Raw genomic sequence first — 19,244 nt, forward strand, 5'->3', positions numbered from 1 at the left:
GTTGCTATGAAGAGTGAGGGAGAAGATAAACGATGAAAAAGTTTATTCTCGGACTGTTGTGCGGGGCTGTTCTTGCGGCTTCGACGACGATTTTTGCTGCGGATGAGATCAGAGCGATGCTCTTTCCGGTTAAATTTCAATTTAACGGCGAGAGCCGGGATACCGGTTCACGTTTTGCCGTATTGAATTATGAAGGACATACGTACGTGCCTGTACGTTTCATGACGGAAAATTTGGGGGCCGGCGTCTCCTATGACAAAGATTCGGGGACGATCTCGGTCGTAACGGAACCTAAAGACGCAAGCGAAGCCGAGCGGAAAGTATGGGCCGTCATGTACCGCCTCGAGCGGGGGATGAACCAGAAAGAAGTCAAGCAGGCGCTGGGTGACCCTTCCTTCCTGACGCTGATCGACAGCTCGCGTCAGCAGGTGTGGCGTTACGATATCGGAGCCAAGACCGGCTATCAATTCGGCGGGCTGAATTCCGATACGGCCGGTTTGAAAAAAGGAGACTTGGAGGCGCAGCTGTTTATCAATTGGACGGCCGGCGGCCAAATCGACCGCTACGACCTCTGGTATGTGAAGAAAGCTGCGGACGGCAGCCGGCAAATTTATACCCACATCGTGTATCCGGACGGATCGACCGCCGGTGCGCTGTACGAATAGAGGCTGTCTGCCGTAGAACCGCCATCGATGAAAAAAGGATCACCGTGATCTCCTCTCCCGGGAGAAAGCGGTGATTTTTGTTTGGCCGGGAGCGTGCGGACCGGAACACAGGAAAAAGGCCATAGCCGCGCTATGACCTCGAAGGGGAAATGCCGTCAATTGGTATCGTTAAAGAACTAACGCACGACCTACAATCACAAGCAAGATGAAGAGAACCAAGATGACACCTGTCGAAGTAAAACCGCCGGCAACTGCACCCATGTTTCATTCCTCCTCCTTTGGTCTTTTTGTGCGGGGGGTGTTTGCTCCTTAACACATGATTACGATATGCGGGACAATCGTTTAACGGGTGGGCGCAAGCCCCTGGATGGGCAAAATGGGCGGAGATGGGATTGCGCCGCTCGAAACGCATCCATTTGTTAAGAAACGATCAAGGAAACTAACAAATCATTATCTTTGACCTAATATCCGTCTAAAGCCGGTCTGCCATAATGGTATTCAATAGAACAGCAACGGGAGGGACCGGAAAATGGCGAGAGTGATGATTGTTGACGACGCCGCTTTTATGCGCATGATGCTGCGGACCATTCTGTCGGAGGAAGGCCATGAGATTATCGCGGAAGCGACAAACGGGGCGGAGGCCGTCCAGGCATACATGGCGCACCGCCCGGACTTGGTTACGATGGACATTACGATGCCGGAGGTGGACGGCGTCGCTGCGGTGAAAGAAATTCGTGCGAATGATCCGCAGGCGAAAATCATTATGTGTTCGGCGATGGGGCAAAAAGCAATGGTGGTCGAAGCGATTACGGCGGGTGCGAAAGATTTTCTCGTGAAGCCGTTTCAGCCGGAGCGGGTTATCGAATCCGTGAACAAGGTGCTCGGATTGTAAAAAGAGAAAAAGCTCTGGGAGCGGGTCGGACTCGTCTCTCCAGAGCTTTTTTGTTGTTTCGCCCGCGCGCTTATTCTTTGAAGTCGTTATAGCCTACGCTGTTGAGCTTGCCTTGCCAAAAGGTGAGCTGCGCCGTTCCGCCGTTCTTGCCTTTATATTGATAAACGACCTGGTTTTCATTTTTCTTGACCAGCTTGCCGAGGCCGATTTTTTTGGCTACCTCATCGAAAGTCGATTCCATAGGCACGGAGTCGATTTGCTGCTTGGTGACGACCGGTTCTTGAGCGGCACCGGCAGGCGGTTCGGGAACGGCCGCTTGGGAATTATTCGCTCCGGGTGCAGGGGGTGCTGGCGGTTTCGCGGGTTGGGAAGCGTCGGTGCAACCGGCGGCGGTTAGCAAAACCAGCGCTGCAAGAATGATGAGCTTCTTTTTCATAGTCGGGTCCTCCCTGAATGCGATTGCTATTGGTATTTCCATAATATAGCTTCTTTACTCCAATATTTGCTATTCCGCTAGGCTATCGAATGTTTGCGGAAATCGGGATCGGCTACAAGAGGATTCGCAGCCATACCGGGTTATGAGAGGGCAGTTGATGGTGACATGGTGCAATCCGTGCTCCTTTCGTACATGTATTGGCTCTATTTTATTAACGCAGCAAAATGAATAATGTTTCTTCAAAAATAACTTTGAACCAAAACGAAAAGCCGGACGGGCTTCGGAACCGCGGAGAGCGGCGGCATGTATCTTTTCTGGAAAACGGAGGAAAACTACGGGTTGGCAGTGACGATAACGGAAAGAAAGGCGGTATGCCGGCATGCCATTTGCGAAAATTAACGGAGTTGCGCTTCATTATCGAATCAAAGGCGCGGGGGTCCCGATCGTGTTCATTCATCCCCCGCTGCTTGCAGGCAACGTGTTTCATCGGCAGCTTACGGAGCTGTCCGGCCGATTCCAAGTCATCGTTCCCGACTTGCGCGGGCACGGGCAAAGCGAGGCAGGGGGACGCAGCATCACCTACTCGCTGCTGGCCGAAGATATCGTAGCGCTGCTCGACGACCTCGAAATCAAGAAAGCTTATTTATGCGGATATTCGACCGGAGGGTCCGTCGCGTTGGAAGCGATGCTGGCGTACCCGGAACGGTTTTACGGGGGTATTCTCGTCAGCGCGATGTCCGAGGTGGGTACATTCAGAGTCAAAAGCGAAATTTGGGCAGCGGTTCGTTTGACGCGGTTTCGAGCGAAGCGGCTCACCGCAGCGGCGATTGCTCTTGGTAATGCGGATCGCATGGATACGTTCAAGCGGCTCTATAACGCTGCGATGCAAGGGCAAATCAAAAGGCTGCATGAATATTTTCAATGCAGCTTGATTTATAATTGTACAAACCGGCTTCATGAGATTGAAAGCCCGATCCTGTTGCTGTACGGGGAGAAGGACAAACTTTTTCGTCATCACGGCAAGCTGCTGCAGCGCGAATTGCGCAACGACACGTTTCGCACCGTAAAAAAGGTAGCCCATCAAATTCCGACGAAGGCGGCCGAGGATATGAACGGTCATATCCGGGATTGGATCGACCGTCAAGATCCTTGGAGAATGGCGCCGCGCGACCGGAAAGAAAGCCGATACGATGCGTTTCTTGTGCCCGAGGCGTACGAAGACGAGCAGCAGCCGGAATTAACGTAGGTTTATTTTATTTTGCCTGTAAAGTCCCGCGCATAGTACAATAAGGGCAGCAAGGCGATCCATCATTATCCAAAAGACATCGGAGGGATGCCTGTGAGTCCGGAAATTATCGCCTTCGTCATTATTTTGCTGCTGCTCGCGTCACTGGCGATCCGTGCGGCGATGCGAAAACCGGGTCGCCCGCGGAAACACGATCAAGGAGCAACCGATTCCGCCCATTCGTTCGGCTTGACCGATATGGACGCGGATCGTCGCCATCATCACAACCATCACAACCATCATCACAACCATCATCCTGGAGACAGCGGGCACCATGGTCACGGACACGGCCATTCCGATTCCGGGGGAGGCAGTGACAGCGGCGGCGACGGAGGCGGGGGAGGAGATTAACCGTGAGCGAAACAAACCAAACGGCGATACTCGAGCAAGCGGCAATATACGTAAGGCAAGAGCTGGAGCGGGACAGCGGCGGTCACGACTGGTGGCACATCGTCCGGGTCACGGCGATGGCCAAGCGGCTTGCCGCCGGAGAACAAGCCGACCTGTTTGTATGCGAACTGGCGGCACTGCTGCACGATGTGGCGGACGAGAAGCTGAATCCGAGCAAGGAAGCCGGGCTCAGGAAAGTGAAGTCGTGGCTTGAGCAGGCAGGAGTTAGCCCGGAAGGCGGCCTGCATATTATGGAAATCATTGCGACGATGTCGTATGGGGGCGGGAAAGGTGAGCCCATGCGTACGCTGGAAGGCCGTATCGTTCAGGATGCCGACCGGCTGGATGCGATTGGCGCGATCGGTGTGGCCCGGACATTCGCCTACGGGGGTTGGAAAGGATCGCCGATGCATAATCCGGAACTTCCGCCGAGAGAGCATATGACGGCGGAGCAATACCGGAACGAGGAGAACACGACGATCAATCATTTTTATGAGAAGCTGCTGAAGCTGAAGCAGCGCATGAATACGGATACGGCCCGCGCGATTGCCGAGGAACGGCACCGCTTTATGGAGCGATTCCTCGAACAGTTTTACCGGGAATGGGATGCGGAGGACACTCACGGGCTGTAGCGCGGAGCGTTGCCTTGTTCGGGACTGCATGGGGAAAGGCAGGAGCGAATGTAAGGAAATATGGGGCGGAGGAGTAATCAACCTGTGACGATCAGAGCAGTGTTGTTCGATTTCGATGGGACGTTGGCCGATACGTTGCCGGTCTCTTTTCGGGCTTTTCAAGCCGTTTTTCAAGCATACGATAACCGTGATGTGACACCGGAGCAGCTTGTTTCGATGTTCGGCCCGACCGAGGATGAAATTTTGCTTCGTAACTTGGGGAACAAGGAACGAGCGGCAGAGGCGATCCGCGATTATTACCGCCTATACCGGGAAGGCCATAGCGGCGGGGAATGTTTGCCGCCGGATATTGTGGCCCTGCTGGACACCATCCGATCGCTGCACATCAAGATGGGCGTCATTACCGGAAAAAGCCGGCAGGCTTACCGGATTTCTTCGGAAGCGCTGGACCTAGACCGTTATTTCGAAGTCGTAGTCACCGGGGACGATGTACGAAAGCCGAAGCCCGATCCGGAAGGAATCGACAAGGCGCTCGCCGTGCTTGGCGTGAGACGGGAGGAAGCGGTATTTGTCGGCGACAGCAATGCGGATATAGCGGCCGGCCGAGCGGCCGGACTGCGAACGTACGGGGCGCATTGGCTGTCGGTTAGCCAAACGATGGCGTTCGAGCTTAGACCGGATGACATCTTTACCGGCGTCGATCCGTTTCTCGCGCTGTTGCGTGAAGAGTCCGGTGCGAAATTTCGCTGGCTGGAGTGGGCGAAGCAAATTCAGGCGATATCGCAGACGGGGCTCGCTTACGTCAAAGACGTGTACGATAAGGAAAGGTATGAAGCGCTTCGCGAACTTAGCGTAGAGATTATGCAGCACTATACGCAGGTCGACGCAGAGCGAATTCGATTGACGTTTGCAAGCGAGCAAGGCTACGCGACTCCGAAGGTCGACGTGCGCGGGGTTGTATTTCACGATAACCGGATTTTGCTCGTTAGGGAAAAGGCGGACGGCGCTTGGGCGCTGCCCGGCGGCTGGGCCGATATCGGGTATTCCCCTTCGGAAGTCGCGGTGAAGGAAATCAGCGAGGAAGCGGGATACCGGGTGGAGCCTGTCCGGCTTCTGGCCGTACTGGACAAAAAATTTCATGATCACCCGCCGGAACCGTATCATATTTATAAAATATTTATTCATTGCGCGATTGTCGGCGGCGAAGCTGCGGGCGGCGTGGAAACGAGCGAGGCCCGCTTTTTCGGTGAAAACGAGCTGCCGCCGCTGTCATTGCAGCGCAATACGGTGCAGCAAGTCAAGACGATGTTCGAGTTTTTGCGAAACCCGGAGAAGCAAGTGATTTTGGACTAATGCTGATAACGTGTGCCTGCCATCATTTCGACATGATAGGATAGCCGTCCCGATTCCGGCCATTTGGCGGAACCGGGGCGGCTTTTTATTGGGCTGCTAGTCCTTCGCGCCTCCGCTTACTCCAACCAATCGATGACCGGGTCCCATTTCAGCGGCGGCTTATGCCGGAGACGCTTGCGGACGACTCGGCCGATTCGCTCGATGCCTTCTTCGATCTGGCTTTCGTTCGTACGGATGATGCTAACGCGCAGTCCGTTGTCTTTGGGGAAAGCAGGCAAATAGCACCGGTCCGTCGGTACGGTGAAGATGCCCTGCTGTTTGAGCTGTGCCCCGATATCGGAGGCCGGCAGGCATCCGGGCAATAGCAGCCGGGAGAAGAGGCCGGCCTTAGGGACATGGATGCGAGCCTCTTCCGGCAAATGGCGCTTGCATGCGGAATTCAGCGCTTCCATTCGGGAACGGTAGCGTGCCTGCATGTTCAGCGCGTGGCGGCCGTACATGCCGCAGTTCAAATACAGCTCAAGAGCCGCCTGCGACAGCGCGGCCGTGCTGGAGTCGGTGGAAGCTTTGAACAAGCGGAACGTTTCGATTAAAGCTTTGGGCAGCACCGCGACCGCGAGCCGCAGTCCCGGGAGCATCACTTTCGAGAAGCTTTTTACGTATATGACATGACCGGTGTCGCTGTACGAATAGATCGGGTCTGCCCGGTGGTCGGTCTCGAGATCCGCGATATAATCATCCTCCACGATGTAAACGTCATAAGCTGCGGCGAGCTGGGCGATCCGCTCCTTCTCCGTCTGGGAATAGCTCGTTCCGAGCGGATTGTGAAAACGCGGTACCGTGTAAAAAAATTTGATCGGATTGCTGCGAAAATGCCGTTCCAGCTCCTCCAGATCGATGCCTTGGTCGGTTCGGGCGATGCCGATAACGGTGACGCCGAGCAGTTCGAGCGAACGGAGCATGCCGGGATAGGTCGGCTGCTCCACAAGCACGACCTGCTTCCCGTTCGGAAACGGCATGCCGGCCAGCAGGTGGAGCGCTTGCTGCGAGCCGGAGACGACGCTAATTTGCTCCGGGCCGGCAAACACTTGCCCATCGGCCAAATGCCGCCGCAGCGCTTGGCGCAAAGAACCGAAGCCTTGCGGGTCCGAGTACGTGAACAAGCGATCCTTGTACAGCTCGATCGCGCGGTTCATACAGTGCCGGAAATCTTCATACGGCATGACGGCGGGATCGGGAGCGGCCGAGGAGAAATCGATCCCTTTGCCCGCGTCTGCGCCGCGGCTGGAAGCGGGCCGAACGACGGCGTAATATCCGCTCTTGGCTACGGAATAAACGAGGTGTTCTTTCTCGAGACCTTCGTAGGCGCGAATGGCCGTATTTTTGCTGCACGCGAAACGGGCCGTCAGTTCCCGTATGGAAGGGAGCTTCTCCCCCGGGCGAATGACGCCGGATTCAATGTCGCTGCGGAAGGCGTCCATGATCCGGTTATATTTATGCTCCATCAGATAACCTCCAGATTCGCAATTCTGTACGGGTACAGAATTCGGAAAATAACAAACAGACGAACCGTTGTGTCCAGTATACTCCATATTATCACCGCGATCATAACTTAGTGGAGGGGTACAGATGGAATGGACACATGAACGGTGGCCTTACCGGATTAGCGACAGGAAGGAGCTGCTGCAGACGGATACGGTGTATTCTTTGCTGCAGACGACCTATTGGGCGGGAAACCGTTCCAAGGAGACGATTATCCGAAGCATAGAGGGCTCTTTATGTTTGGGACTTTACGATGCGGATATGTATCAGGCTGGATATTTGCGGGTCGTGACCGACTATGCGACATTTGCGTGGGTATGCGATGTTATCGTTCATCCGGATCATCGCGGGCAGGGGCTCGGCAAATGGCTGGTGCAATGCTTGGTGGAGCATCCGAAGCTGAAGGGCATCCAAATGGTTCTCGGCACACGCGATGCGCACGGCTTGTATGAGCAGTTCGGTTTCGAACGCCGGGAAATGATGCGCAGGCTCGTACCGGTAGAAGGTAAGCGATAAAGGGGAGCAATAAAATTTTTCGGGGTCGCTTCAGTCTACCCCCCACAAAAAGACGGGCATGTCCGAAGTAATGTAAGAAAGTGTATTTTAAATGAATTTTGTCTATGCCTAAAGGAGCGCCCGTCACTTATGACCTTGTTCAATTGCAGCGGCTGCGGAAAGCTGCTTACCGGCATGATGCAATCGCTCTGTACGGATTGCCTGAAATCTCGCATTGAGCTTGCCCATCAAATCAAAAGCTTCTTGCAGGCGCATCCGAATGCGTCGATCATGGATTTGTACGAGCAAACGGGTATCCCGATCAATAAAGTCAAAGAGCTGCTGAAGCAAGGATAGCGCCTTAAGCGCATCATCGGCATGAATCAACGGTGCGCGCGGTAAACAAAGAGCAGTCTGTCATCAAGAACAGACTGCTCTTTTAAGTATCTGAATTTATTGGTTCGCCGACGTTGTTTTACTAGCGTCATCACGATTGCCACGTTTCTTATCCAATTGCGCTTTCTTTTCGTCCACGGTAATGCCTTTCTCCGCAGCGAGCTGTTCGAGCTTGGCTTGCCGCTCCTGTTCCATTTGCGCTTTGAGCTCGTCGATGGTAACGCCTTTCTCTGCGGCGAGCTGCTCCAATGTAGCTCCTTTTTTGGGGGAGGCCGCATGTTTTCCCGGCGCTTGATTCGAAACGGACGCAGAAGGTTCCGCAGCAAATGCAGAACTCATCGCGCTGATGGCGAACAAGGCTCCCTTTACGTTTCCTGAAAATATCTAGGCACAGACATTAGCGCTTGAATTCGAGGAAAGGATCAGCCGTATTCCCCGGTGGTAGGGGCATGCGACTTGGCCTGAACGTTCGTTACGAATAAATGAATGTTACTTCCATTTATCGGTCAAAGTATGGTTATCTCCGCGGCAAATTCTCAGTTAGTTTTCAGACGGGGTTCAGAGCATTTTCAGCTGCATCTGCCATAATGGATAAGAGTGACCGGCATTTATAACGGTCTATCAGCTGGAGGATCCGCATATGGGGCAATTGAAAGGAATCAAAATATTGCTCGTCGATGACGAACCGAATATATTGCAGTATCTTGAGCTCGGACTTACGAATGAGGGCTACGAGGTATGCCGAACGTTGAAAAAAACGGACAATGCGTCCGTGATCATGCTGACGGCAAAAGATGAAGTGGATGACCGGGTGAAAGGGTTAACGATCGGAGCGGACGATTATATGATAAAGCCGTTCAGCTTCGAGGAGCTGCTTGCGCAAATTCAGGCGCGAATCCGCAACCAGTTTCCCAATTTGTTCGGCGAGGTGGTGGTCGAAGATTTCCGGATCGATGACCGGCGCAAAGAGATCCGTTTCGAAAGCCGCGTGCTCGAGCTCTCGTCGACCGAGTACGAGCTGCTGAAATTTCTCATCCTCAATCAAGGGCTTGTGCTCAGCAAAGCGATGATTCTGGATAAAGTGTGGGGCTATGATTTCGGCGGAGAAGAAAACATTGTGGAAGTGTACATCCGGCCCATGCGGGAAAAGCTGAACGATCGGGAGCATCGTCTCATCCGTACATTGCGCGGGGCCGGATACCGGCTCGATATCCCATGAAAGCCCTGGATCGGTTCCGGCGCTCGGTCCTTCCGAATTCTATGCGCTTTCGGCTCTTGTCCCGCTCACTCCTAGTACTGGCAGCCTTGCTGATGCTGATCGGCATATCGCAATATTTGGTGATGCAGAAGTTCATTTATAAGAATAAAGCGCAAAGCTTGCAAAGTCAGATTTTATCCTTCCCGCGCGAGGCGTGGCAGCAGTTGGCCGAAGGTGATTCCGGCGGACCGGGAAGACGCCCGATGCTGTTTTTGCCGGATGCGTCTTTCTCGCTTATCGATGCGAATGGCGATCTTCAGGTGGTTTCTTCAGGACAGGATTTGAGCGAACCGCCCAAGTTGTCTCCGGAAGAATACCAAGCGGCGATGGAGCGGGAGAAAGAAGTCCATTTCCGGATCGTTCGCAACAGCATGGGGGAGGAGCAGCTGGTCGTGCTGCAGCCGGTGGATTCGCGCGGTCGCATGACGAGTCTCGTTCAAGTCAACACGAGCACCGGCCCGCTCAAAGATATGCTCGCAAGACAACTGATGACGTTTATCGCGCTGTCTTTGCTGGCGCTGCTCGTAGGCTTACTTGCCTTTTTGCCCGTATTGAAAAGAACGCTCATCCCGCTGTCCAATATGGTGCGTACCGTCGGTCGGATCGATGCCGGAAACTTGGCGGTACGGATTCCGTCAAATCAAGGCCAGCAGGAAATCGACAGACTCGCGGCTTCGTTTAACGGCATGCTCGAAAGATTGGAATCGTCGTTCGAGGCCGAGAAGGAAGCGAAAGAGCAAATGCGCCGCTTTGTCGCCGACGCTTCCCATGAGCTTCGGACGCCGCTCACGTCCATCCATGGATTTCTCGAAGTGCTGCTTCGCGGCGCCATGCATCAGCCGGAGCAGCTGCGCAAATCGCTCCTGTCGATGTACGGAGAATCCGAGCGAATCAACAAGCTGGTTCACGATCTGCTGCTGCTGGCGAAGCTGGACAGGGCTCCCGTCATGGAGCTCGCGGACGGCGACTTGAACCGCGTACTCCGGGAGATGGAACCGCAGTTTCGGCTGCTTGCCGGGAAACGCCATGTCGATATCCGTTTGACGGAAGAAGCGCGATGCTTGTACGATGCGGATAAAATGAAGCAGGTCGTCCTGAATTTGTTCCATAACGCCGTACAGCATACCGATCCGGACAAAGGGGATATACGGATTTCAACGGAGCCGATACCGGACGGTCTGGAGCTGGCCGTCCGCGATAACGGTCCGGGGATTGGACCGGAGCATCTTCCCCATCTGTTTGAACGCTTCTACCGCAGCGAATCGTCGCGTACACGCAAATACGGCGGCGCCGGACTCGGATTATCCATCACGAAGTCGATCGTGGAGGCGCACGGAGGCTCGATCCGGGTTCACAGCTCCCCGGGACAAGGCAGCGCATTTATTGTGACGCTTCCGGCGGGGGGACCCCCCCGAGCGGGCATGGAGCAAGGCTCCGTATAACGAAACGGCTCATTCTTTCGCAGTTGCTTGCAAAAGAATGAGCCGTTTTATGGTTCTGTGCTTGCAGGAACGGATGTTGAAATAGGTCCACGTACCGGTCCCTTCAGGCCGGTGCAATACCGCTTCGAACTGCTGCATGCTTCGTTTGCTCCTTTCGGTCATGACCCCGCTGCGAAAACTTTTTAAAAAGTCTCATGGATCATTATATCATTTTATTCTCAATCCCATTTTCCTCAGCTATAATAAAAATGGTTTATAATGGAACGGAGGTGATGCCCCGTTTGATTGGGAACGAGACAAAAGTGTAAATGGAAAGGAACGATGTTGTTGTTTCGGCGCTGAGCCGGCGGTTTGTTGTAAGCGGATACATGATGGTGCGACAGACGATGTGAAACCCCATTTCCAGTTGAATAAGGAGTGATTTCATTCGTGTACGCAGCAATAAAGATGGTAAACTCGGTTCCGTATAAGTCTCTCAAAATCTGCTTCGTCGCAACTGTCATTATGGCACTTATTGTGACCGCATTCCCTTTACCCCCTGTTCATGCGGAAACAGTAGTCGCGGCAGCGAATACTTCCTCTGGGGCTCCGGAGGGGCCGAATGTGCTTGTCAATGGCGGCTTTGAACAAGCTTCGAACGAATTGCCCGCCAGCTGGAACAAATGGGTGGCCAGCGGCAGCCCGCAGTTCGCTTCGGACGGCCAGACCGTCAAGCAAGGGAGCCGCTCCCTGAAGATTCAGGCGGCGGAAACGTCCCGGGGCAGCATGACGCAGTCGGTCCGCGTGGAACAAAATCAAAACTATCAGCTTAGCGCATGGATCAAGACGGACAATATTGTTTCAAACGATAGAGGCGTTGTCCTCCGGTACCAGTTCTCCGATGCCGACGGCAAAAAGATCGGGACGGACATGTTCACCGCAGCGCGTAAAGGGACGTCCGACTGGCAGCAGCTCACGCATAAGATGGCGGTGCCGTCTGGTGCGGTCAAAGTATTGGTCGAGTTGTTCCTATGGGGAGCCACCGGCACGGTATGGTTTGATGACGTTCGGCTCTCCAAGACGATCGCGATAACCGATCTCATTACGCCGTCGCATCCCCGTCTGCTAGCGACCGCATCGGACTTTGAAGCGCTGAAGGGGCGCATTGCTTCCGACGCCCGGCTGAAGAACTGGTACGACATTTTGCTGGCGAAGGCGAACAAGATGTTGACGGAGCCTCCTTCCAAATACGAGCTGCCGGACGGCGTGCGGCTGTTGTCGGTCAGCCGCAAAGTAATCGAGCGCATCCACAACCTGGCTCTCATTTACCGGTTAACCGGCGATGCCAAGTACGCCGAGCGGGCATGGACGGAGCTGGAGGCGGCGGGCAATTTCAAGGATTGGAACCCGAGCCATTTTCTCGATACGGCGGAAATGACCCATGCCTTCGCCATCGGCTATGACTGGCTCTATGATTATTGGACGACGGAACGCAAGACGTTTCTGCGCAATGCGACGGTGACCAAAGGCTTCGGCCCGGCCTTGACCGGCTACAACAAACCGGACTTTTGGGTTACGACGACCAACAACTGGAACTTTGTCGTCAACGGCGGCATCGGGATGGGGGCCTTGGCCTTCGGAGATGAGCCGGAAGTGAAAGCGACGGCGGAGGATTTGCTCCAGCGCGGGTTTGCGTCGCTGCCGAATGCGCTGCCCCAGTGGGCGCCGGACGGCGGATGGTATGAGGGACCGGGCTATTGGAGCTATTCCATCCAATATATCGGCCTTTACTTCAAGGCGCTCAAGACGGCGCTCGGCACCGACTTCGGCTTGTCCCAGAGCCCCGGTCTGCCGCTGAACGGCGATTTTCCGATCTATACGTCGGGTCCGGCGAATCAGACGTTTAACTTTGCGGATGCGGGGTCCGGTATTCCCAACGCGCCCTCGCTGTACTGGTTCGGCACCGACTTTGACAAACCGGAGTACGGCTGGTGGCAGACGCAGCGGATCGACAAAAATCCTTCGCCGCTCGATCTGCTCTGGTACGTGCCGAACAGTTATCCCGGACCGCGGGCGGCTGGGGTAGGACTCGACAAATATTTCCGCAACGTAGAGGCGGCGACGTTCCGCAGCGCTTGGGAAGATCCGAACGCTCTGTTTGCGGGCTTTAAGGGCACGAGCAAGGAAAAGAACCATAACAATCTCGACGCCGGCACCTTCGTCTTCGATGCGCTGGGCGTACGGTGGGCGCAGGAGCTTGGCTCCGACGACTACAATTTGCCCGGGTATTTCGGCAATCAGCGGTGGACGTACTACCGGATGCGGAGCGAGGGGCAGAACACCCTGGTCATCAACCCCGGCGAGGGACCGGATCAAAATCCAAATGCAACGATCAATCTGAAACGAGTCGAATCGACGCCGCGCGAGGCGCTCGCCGTTGCTGATCTTACCTCTGCCTATGCGGATCAAGCGATCAAGGCGGAGCGGGGCATTCGAATGCTCGATTATCGCCGCCAATTCCTGGTGCAGGATGAAGTGCAGGCCAAAGCGCCGTCCGAGTTCTGGTGGTTCATGCACACCTCGACGCAGATCGACCAGATCGATCCGAACGGTCAGTGGGCGATGCTCAAAAGCGGCGGCAAGCGGCTGTGGGCCCGCATCCTGTCGCCGGCGCAAGCGAAGTTTGTCGCGATGGATGCGCAGCCGCTGCCGACGTCGCCGAACCCGGGCGGGCAAAACCCGAACAACGGCATTCGCAAGCTTGCCGTCCATATCGAAAATGTGCAGGACCTGCGCTTATCGGTGCTGATGGTGCCGCTGCGCGAAGGGGAAGCGCCTCCGTCCGTGCTGCCCCCGGTTGTACCGTTGTCTGACTGGCACAACGACGGCACAGCGCCGCCTCTGCTGAGCGGCATCACCGTGAATGGCGCACCGCTGGCGGGCTTCTCGGCCGAGACGTTCACGTATGATGCGTCATTGCCGGCGGGAACGTCGACCGTGCCGGTCGTAACCGCTGCTGCCGCAAGTTCCGGCGCGGAAGTGACCGTGCAGCAAGCGGCCAAATTGCCGGGCACGGCTTGGATCGACGTGAAGCTTCCCGGCGGCGCGGCTTCCAGATACGCCGTTCATTTCCCCGGCAAAGTCGGCGCAGGAGAAGCCGGGCTGCCGATCCTGGATGTAACGGCCAGCGCCGATGACGGGAACGTGGCTGAAAATACGATCGATGACGATTTGGCTACCCGATGGTCAGCCGAAGGAGACGGACAGTGGATCACGTACGATCTTGGCGCGCCGACAGCGGTGCGCAGCGTATCCGTCGCCTGGTATAAAGGGAACGAGCGCACGTCTGCCTTTGATATCGAGATTTCAACCGATGGAGCGAATTGGACACAAGTGTATAGCGGCACAAGCTCCGGCATATCGGCCGAATTGGAGAATTATGCCACCCTCGACCGCACAGCGCGGTATGTCCGTATCGTGGGACGAGGCAACTCGCAGAACAAGTTCAACAGCATCGTCGAAACCCGCATATACGACCGGATCGCCCCGGAGCAAAACAAAACGCCCGCTCTGAAGAGCGTTGCCCTTGCAACCGATGTGACGGATTTGAAGGTGACGCAAACGGCGAAGCTTTCACTCTCGGGTACGATGACGACGGGGGCGCCGGCCGACCTGCAGGGGGCGAATATACAGTATCAATCCAGCAACCCGGCGATCGTTGACGTCGGCAGCGACGGTGTGGTAACGGCTAAAGCGGAGGGCACGGCCCGGGTGACGGCTGCCGTGACGCTCGGGGGATATTTGAAGTTTGGCAGCGCCCAGTTTACGGTCATCGATCCGCTGAACCGGAAGCTTTATCCGACGCACGATACGTTCGTCCGGGACGGTACGTACGCGGACACGAATTACGGCACATCCGGCACACTGACGGTGAAAAAGAGCAGTCCGGGCTTTGAACGGCAGACGTTTCTTCAGTTTGACCTTAGCGGCGTCGCCGGCGAGGTCGAATCCGCGGTCTTGTCCTTGTACGGCAACGTGGCTGACAGCGGGGGGACGGAGGCGGATCAGACGGTTCATACGGTGGAAAACGACGGCTGGACAGAGAAGACCGTAACGTGGAACAACAGGCCTGCCGTAGGGGACGCTTTGGCAACCGCAAAGGCTAACAGCACACCTGCTTGGCGCGACTTTGACATTACCGGGTACATCCGTGCGCAGCTGGCAGGCGATAAGACGGCGAGTCTTGCCGTCGTGCAGGATTCGGCTCCGGGCCTTGCCACCAACTTCAATTCCAAAGAAAACGCACAGTTCAAGCCGAACCTGACGATCAAGATCAAAGATCTTAAGGCCCCGAAGATTACGGTTACCGGCGTGACGTACGGGCAAGGCTACGCCGACAGCGTCTCCCCGGCGATTACGGCGGAGGATGCGGAAAGCGGCGTCAAAACGTTAAGCGTCACGCTGAACGGCGAGCCGTACGTCTCGGAAACGCCGATCACGGCAGCAGGTGTCCACACCCTGCGGGCGGAGGCGTCCGACTTTGCCGGCAATACGGCGACCGAAACGGTTACCTTTGCCGTCTACTACGCCAATCGAGGTCCGGTGACGGCAGCAGGCTGGTTTGCCGTAGACCGCCTCGGCACGGTTGCGGGCAGCGTTTATAGCATCAACGGCGGAGGTAGTGAGAACAACAACGGCAGCGATAAAGGCATTGCCAAGCTTCATCTGGAAGCAAACCTGGGATACGCGAGCGGGCTTGGGCCGACGGGAAGCGTAAGGCTCCACATCGAGCCGGCCGGACTCCGTCTAGACCTGCAAAAGATCGGTTTTCTGGTCATTACGGATCAAAGTGCCATCGTGCAGGGGACGGCGTCCGGCTCGGACGGCGGCAAGTACACTTTGCGCATGGCTCTGAACGATCCTGAAGCGAAGGGAAAGGCAACTCCGTCGGTGTCCCTTATCGTATGGAAGGAGGGGAGCGAATCCCCTGTCCTGGAATATTCGGAGCAGCCGCTGACCGGCGCTGTCAAGTTCCATAAGTAGCCTTATCGGACGGGAAAACCAACCCGACGAGGGAGCCGCAGCGACAATCGGGCTGCTGCTGTAGAGGCGCGTTCCGCCTGCATTGATTAGAATCGGCAGCACCGCTCATGTCCGCAGAACGATAAAGAAGTAGGACGATAAAGAATAGGAGCACTTCAATCCCGCTTTGTTGTTGCGCGGGTTGAAGTGCTCCTTCTTATTGGTTTGCCAAGCCCGCTTCCTTACGCGAGCATGCGGACCGGCCGGCCGGGCTGCGCCGCCACAGCAGCCATGCCCCGGCCATGAGCGCGGTCAGCACGGCGGCGGCAGCGCCGATCCCGGGGAGGCCGAAGGCGCCGAGCAGCGCAAATGCGGCCACCGGGCCAAGCGCTGCGCCGACGTCGACGACGGTCGTGTATGTCGTCATATAGGCTACGGCGGAGCCGCCCGCTGCGGCGTCGGCTGCAAGCGCGTCCGTCAGCGTGTTGATGGCGGTATTCGCCAGCATCACGCACAGCAGGACGGCCAGCCACGGCGCGAACGGCAGCGGCAGCGGGAGCAGCGCCATGCCGCAGGCGGCAACGCCGAGCGCGGCGAGGTAGATCGGCAGGCGGCCGCGGGGGCCGTCGGACCATCGCCCGATCAAGGGCGATAAGAACGGCGACCATGCCCAGCGCAGCGCCTGCACGAGGCCCGCCACCGAGGCGGCGCCGAGCGCAAAGCCCCATATGGGCAGCGGCTGGCCGCCGGGCAGGTGTGCCGCGATCAGCGGGCTTAGGCTGGCGATCAGCAAGCCGTAGAAGACGACGCCAACCATGAAGCCCGATGCGAGCGTCAGCATCGCTTGCGCGTTCAGCGCGCTTCGGAGCGATCCGGAGGCCGTTTGATTCACCGGCGCAGCGGTGGTGGCAGGCACATAGCGCCACGCCAGCGGCAGGCCGGCCAGCGTCACGGTGCCGAGCAGCAGCGCAACGAAGCGCACGCCGATGAGATCGGCGAGCAGGCCGCCGGCCAGCATGCCGATGAGGCTCCCTACGCCGATGATGCCGTTGTAGCTGCCGAGCAGCCTGCCGCGTTGCCCGCCGCCGGAAGCTTCCAGCACGGCCAAGTAGCCGCCGATGCGCAGCATGGACCACGCGGCGCCCCACAGCGCCCGGGCGGCGAGCAGCACCCAGAAGCCGGTGCCTGCGGCGAAGGCGAACGTCGTCAAGCAAGCGAGCACGACGGCGAGCAGGAAACCGGTCCGTTTCGGCAGCCGACCGTACAGCCAGCCGACAAACGGATTGAGCGGCAGCCGGACGAAGCGGTTGATCGACAGCAGGATCCCGACCTGCCAGAGCGCGTCCAGACCGAAAGATGCCCAGTAGACGGGCAGCACAATATACAGCATGGAATCGCCGAGCAGGCAGACGGCGGTAACCCATGCGATCATGCGGACGGCAAGGCGATTGTCGTTGTCCATGGGTCGGAGCTCCTTCCTGACGATTCTTTTTTCTCATTGTACATGGAAAAAGGGGAATAAAAAGAGTAAAATGAAACCACAATTTTTCCCCTTTTATCATTGGCATGAGAGGAGCGAGAACGAATGCAGCTGATAGAGCATTATGTCCGGCTGTACCAATGGTTGCTTCCCCGGCTCGCGGACAAGGAAGCCGAAGTTTCGCTGTCCGAGCTGTCCGATTGGCTGCATTGCACGGAGCGGAATGTGAAGCTGCTGCTTCGGGGTATGCGCAAGCAGCAGTGGATCGAATGGCAGCCCGGGCGCGGCCGGGGCCGCAAGTCTCGGCTCCTGCTGACAGCGGAGCCGGAAGAGCTTGTCCTCTCCCATGCCGGCAGCTTGCTGCACGCTGGGCGGCTCCAGGATGCGATAGGGCTTGCCGAACAGGCTCCGCTTACCGAGCGGGGAAGAGGGCGGTTTCATGTGCTATTGCAGGAAGCGCTCGGCTACCGCAAGGAAGCGGTTGCGGGTACGGCTTCCGCCGAAGTGCTGCGGTTCCCGTCCTATCGGGCGCTCGGCTCGCTCGATCCGGCCTTTGCGACGCGAAGAACCGAACTGCATATGATCCGGCAGCTGTTCGATACGCTGGTCGTGTACGACCGGGAAGCCGGCCGGTTCGTACCCGGACTCGCGCACCACTGGGAAGAAGAGAGGGCCCCGCGCGGCGAAGGGAGAGGGTGTATTTGGCATTTCTATTTGCAAAAGCATGTGATGTTCCATCACGGCGTGCCTTTCACGGCGCAGGACGCTGCCCGTACGTTCGAACGGCTGATGGACCGCCGGACGGGCTCGCCTTACAGCCCGTTATATGCTCCGATCCTCTCCGTCGTTTGTCCGGACGAGCACCATTTGATCGTGCGGCTGAAGCACCCGTACCCAGCGCTGCTTAGTTTGCTTTCGTCCGTTTGCGCTTCGATCGTGCCTGCCGAGCGTGCGGACGATTATGACCGGCTGCCGGCCGGAACCGGGCCGTTCCGTCTGTCGCGAAGAGAGGAGCGGCTGCTGGTGCTGGAAGCGTATCCCGAATATTACGGCCGTGCCGCCCATCTGGATCGCGTGGAAATGTGGCACGTTCCCGAAGATGTGTATGAAGGGCGGATCGGGCAGGATGAGCTCGGCTCGCTCAATTTCCGGCATTACTGGGAACGGCGCTATGCTACGCATGGAGAAGGCTGGCGTGAAGTGCAGTGTACGGACCGCGGCTGCAAATACATTTTGTTCAACACGAGGAAGGCGGGCCCTTTGCAGCATGCCGCGCACCGGGAGCGCGTAAGCTGGTGGATTCGCTCGATTCCAGAGGAGGAGCCGGGTTTGGGGCAGGAAGGGAACCAGGGGCCGCTCGCCTTACGATTCATCAGGGATTTGGAAGCCGGAGAAGAAAGCGGCCTGTATCGTCATGAAGCAACAAGCACCGAGAACGACGCGCCGCTTCGGGACAGTCGGCCGCTGAAGCTGCTGACGTATGCGGGAGCCGGGCATGAGCGCGATGCAAGCCGCATTCGGCAAGCGTTGCACAGCGAAGGGATCGAGGTGGAGATCGTCCTTGTACCGTACGACCGGATACTCATCGATGCACGCATTGAAGAAGCCGACCTGCTCTTGCTCGAGCAGCCGGTCGACGAAGACGAGGAATGGACGCTGCTGACGCTGCTCGCCAACCCGCATAGTCCGCTCCGGCGCTGTCTGCCTGAGACAGTCGGCGAAGAAATCGACCGGCTGCTTGCAGGCTGCGCCGAGGAACCGTCCCGGTCGCGCAGAATCGAGCTGCTGCTGGAGGCGGAACGGGTTGCGCTCCTTTCCCGCGCCGTTATCGTTTGGTACCGCTGGCAGCAAGCCGCCGCCTTTCCTCCGGCGCTTCGCGGCGTAACGATCAGCTCGTTCGGCTGGGTAAATTATAAGGACCTTTGGTTCGCCGGTTCCCCTTCGACGTAACAGCTTACCGGCCATTCGGGCAGGTGA

Annotated in this window: 18 protein-coding genes; 12 read left to right on the top strand and 6 right to left on the bottom strand. The window is 57.0% G+C overall.

All coding sequences use genetic code 11. The annotated features are described in order from the left end of the window. The first annotated feature begins 32 nt into the window (after window positions 1-32). Window positions 33-665, top strand: coding sequence for a stalk domain-containing protein (locus ACFQI7_RS31535; protein WP_218101740.1), 633 nt, complete (start codon window positions 33-35; stop codon window positions 663-665). A 168-nt stretch (window positions 666-833) separates the two neighbouring features. Here the strand turns inward: ACFQI7_RS31535 and ACFQI7_RS31540 are convergent, their stop codons facing one another. Beyond that, complete coding sequence (locus ACFQI7_RS31540) at window positions 834-926, bottom strand: YjcZ family sporulation protein (RefSeq protein WP_218094092.1); 93 nt, start codon at window positions 924-926, stop codon at window positions 834-836. 268 nt (window positions 927-1,194) lie between these two features. Here ACFQI7_RS31540 and ACFQI7_RS31545 point away from each other — a divergent pair, with 268 nt between their 5' ends. Beyond that, window positions 1,195-1,557, top strand: coding sequence for a response regulator (locus ACFQI7_RS31545; RefSeq protein ID WP_218101739.1), 363 nt, complete (start codon window positions 1,195-1,197; stop codon window positions 1,555-1,557). A 70-nt stretch (window positions 1,558-1,627) separates the two neighbouring features. Here the strand turns inward: ACFQI7_RS31545 and ACFQI7_RS31550 are convergent, their stop codons facing one another. Continuing rightward, window positions 1,628-1,993, bottom strand: a complete 366-nt coding sequence (locus ACFQI7_RS31550) for a hypothetical protein (RefSeq protein ID WP_218101738.1) — start codon at window positions 1,991-1,993, stop codon at window positions 1,628-1,630. Window positions 1,994-2,372: 379 nt separating this feature from the next. Here ACFQI7_RS31550 and ACFQI7_RS31555 point away from each other — a divergent pair, with 379 nt between their 5' ends. The 4 genes from ACFQI7_RS31555 to ACFQI7_RS31570 all read left to right on the top strand — a co-directional run bounded on the left by ACFQI7_RS31555 (window position 2,373) and on the right by ACFQI7_RS31570 (window position 5,653). Beyond that, a complete protein-coding gene (locus ACFQI7_RS31555) occupies window positions 2,373-3,239 on the top strand; it encodes an alpha/beta fold hydrolase (RefSeq protein WP_218101737.1) in 867 nt (288 codons plus the stop codon). Between the two features lie 93 nt (window positions 3,240-3,332). Further along, window positions 3,333-3,629: a hypothetical protein gene (locus tag ACFQI7_RS31560; protein WP_218101736.1), complete on the top strand. Its 297-nt coding sequence runs from the start codon at window positions 3,333-3,335 to the stop codon at window positions 3,627-3,629. 2 nt (window positions 3,630-3,631) lie between these two features. After that, on the top strand, window positions 3,632-4,300 hold the full coding sequence (locus ACFQI7_RS31565) for an HD domain-containing protein (protein WP_218101735.1): 669 nt from the start codon (window positions 3,632-3,634) through the stop codon (window positions 4,298-4,300). A gap of 84 nt (window positions 4,301-4,384) precedes the next feature. Then, entirely contained in the window at window positions 4,385-5,653 is a 1,269-nt protein-coding gene (locus ACFQI7_RS31570) for an NUDIX hydrolase N-terminal domain-containing protein (RefSeq protein WP_329958271.1), read from the top strand. Between the two features lie 116 nt (window positions 5,654-5,769). Here ACFQI7_RS31570 and ACFQI7_RS31575 read toward each other — a convergent pair whose 3' ends face one another. Next, a complete protein-coding gene (locus ACFQI7_RS31575) occupies window positions 5,770-7,158 on the bottom strand; it encodes an aminotransferase-like domain-containing protein (RefSeq protein ID WP_218101733.1) in 1,389 nt (462 codons plus the stop codon). Window positions 7,159-7,282: 124 nt separating this feature from the next. Between ACFQI7_RS31575 and ACFQI7_RS31580 the strand changes: the two genes are divergently transcribed. Both ACFQI7_RS31580 and ACFQI7_RS31585 read left to right on the top strand, forming a co-directional pair. Next, on the top strand, window positions 7,283-7,711 hold the full coding sequence (locus ACFQI7_RS31580) for a GNAT family N-acetyltransferase (RefSeq protein ID WP_218101732.1): 429 nt from the start codon (window positions 7,283-7,285) through the stop codon (window positions 7,709-7,711). A 129-nt stretch (window positions 7,712-7,840) separates the two neighbouring features. Further along, complete coding sequence (locus tag ACFQI7_RS31585; RefSeq protein ID WP_218101731.1) at window positions 7,841-8,047, top strand: hypothetical protein; 207 nt, start codon at window positions 7,841-7,843, stop codon at window positions 8,045-8,047. 96 nt (window positions 8,048-8,143) lie between these two features. Here ACFQI7_RS31585 and ACFQI7_RS31590 read toward each other — a convergent pair whose 3' ends face one another. Then, a complete protein-coding gene (locus tag ACFQI7_RS31590; protein ID WP_218101730.1) occupies window positions 8,144-8,443 on the bottom strand; it encodes a hypothetical protein in 300 nt (99 codons plus the stop codon). Between the two features lie 283 nt (window positions 8,444-8,726). Here ACFQI7_RS31590 and ACFQI7_RS31595 point away from each other — a divergent pair, with 283 nt between their 5' ends. Together ACFQI7_RS31595 and ACFQI7_RS31600 are read left to right on the top strand one after the other, a co-directional pair. Next, on the top strand, window positions 8,727-9,305 hold the full coding sequence (locus ACFQI7_RS31595; RefSeq protein WP_218101729.1) for a winged helix-turn-helix domain-containing protein: 579 nt from the start codon (window positions 8,727-8,729) through the stop codon (window positions 9,303-9,305). Next, a complete protein-coding gene (locus ACFQI7_RS31600) occupies window positions 9,302-10,786 on the top strand; it encodes a sensor histidine kinase (protein ID WP_218101728.1) in 1,485 nt (494 codons plus the stop codon). Before ACFQI7_RS31595 ends, ACFQI7_RS31600 begins: the two co-directional genes overlap by 4 nt. A 9-nt stretch (window positions 10,787-10,795) precedes the next feature. Here ACFQI7_RS31600 and ACFQI7_RS31605 read toward each other — a convergent pair whose 3' ends face one another. Beyond that, window positions 10,796-10,924 (bottom strand): hypothetical protein, encoded by a 129-nt coding sequence (locus tag ACFQI7_RS31605; RefSeq protein ID WP_268966851.1) that lies wholly within the window; start codon window positions 10,922-10,924, stop codon window positions 10,796-10,798. A 291-nt stretch (window positions 10,925-11,215) separates the two neighbouring features. Here ACFQI7_RS31605 and ACFQI7_RS31610 point away from each other — a divergent pair, with 291 nt between their 5' ends. Beyond that, window positions 11,216-15,808 carry a CBM96 family carbohydrate-binding protein gene (locus tag ACFQI7_RS31610; protein WP_218101727.1) on the top strand — a complete coding sequence of 1,531 codons (4,593 nt, stop codon included), beginning with the start codon at window positions 11,216-11,218 and terminating at the stop codon, window positions 15,806-15,808. A 196-nt stretch (window positions 15,809-16,004) separates the two neighbouring features. On the opposite strand, the gene ACFQI7_RS31615 is transcribed toward ACFQI7_RS31610, so the two are convergent. Further along, entirely contained in the window at window positions 16,005-17,249 is a 1,245-nt protein-coding gene (locus ACFQI7_RS31615; RefSeq protein WP_218101726.1) for an MFS transporter, read from the bottom strand. 123 nt (window positions 17,250-17,372) lie between these two features. On the opposite strand from ACFQI7_RS31615, the gene ACFQI7_RS31620 reads away from it, so the two are divergent. Beyond that, complete coding sequence (locus ACFQI7_RS31620; RefSeq protein ID WP_218101725.1) at window positions 17,373-19,217, top strand: ABC transporter substrate-binding protein; 1,845 nt, start codon at window positions 17,373-17,375, stop codon at window positions 19,215-19,217. Window positions 19,218-19,244: the final 27 nt, after the last annotated feature.

Source organism: Paenibacillus allorhizosphaerae (assembly GCF_042659105.1).
GTDB lineage: Bacteria > Bacillota > Bacilli > Paenibacillales > NBRC-103111 > Paenibacillus_G > Paenibacillus_G allorhizosphaerae.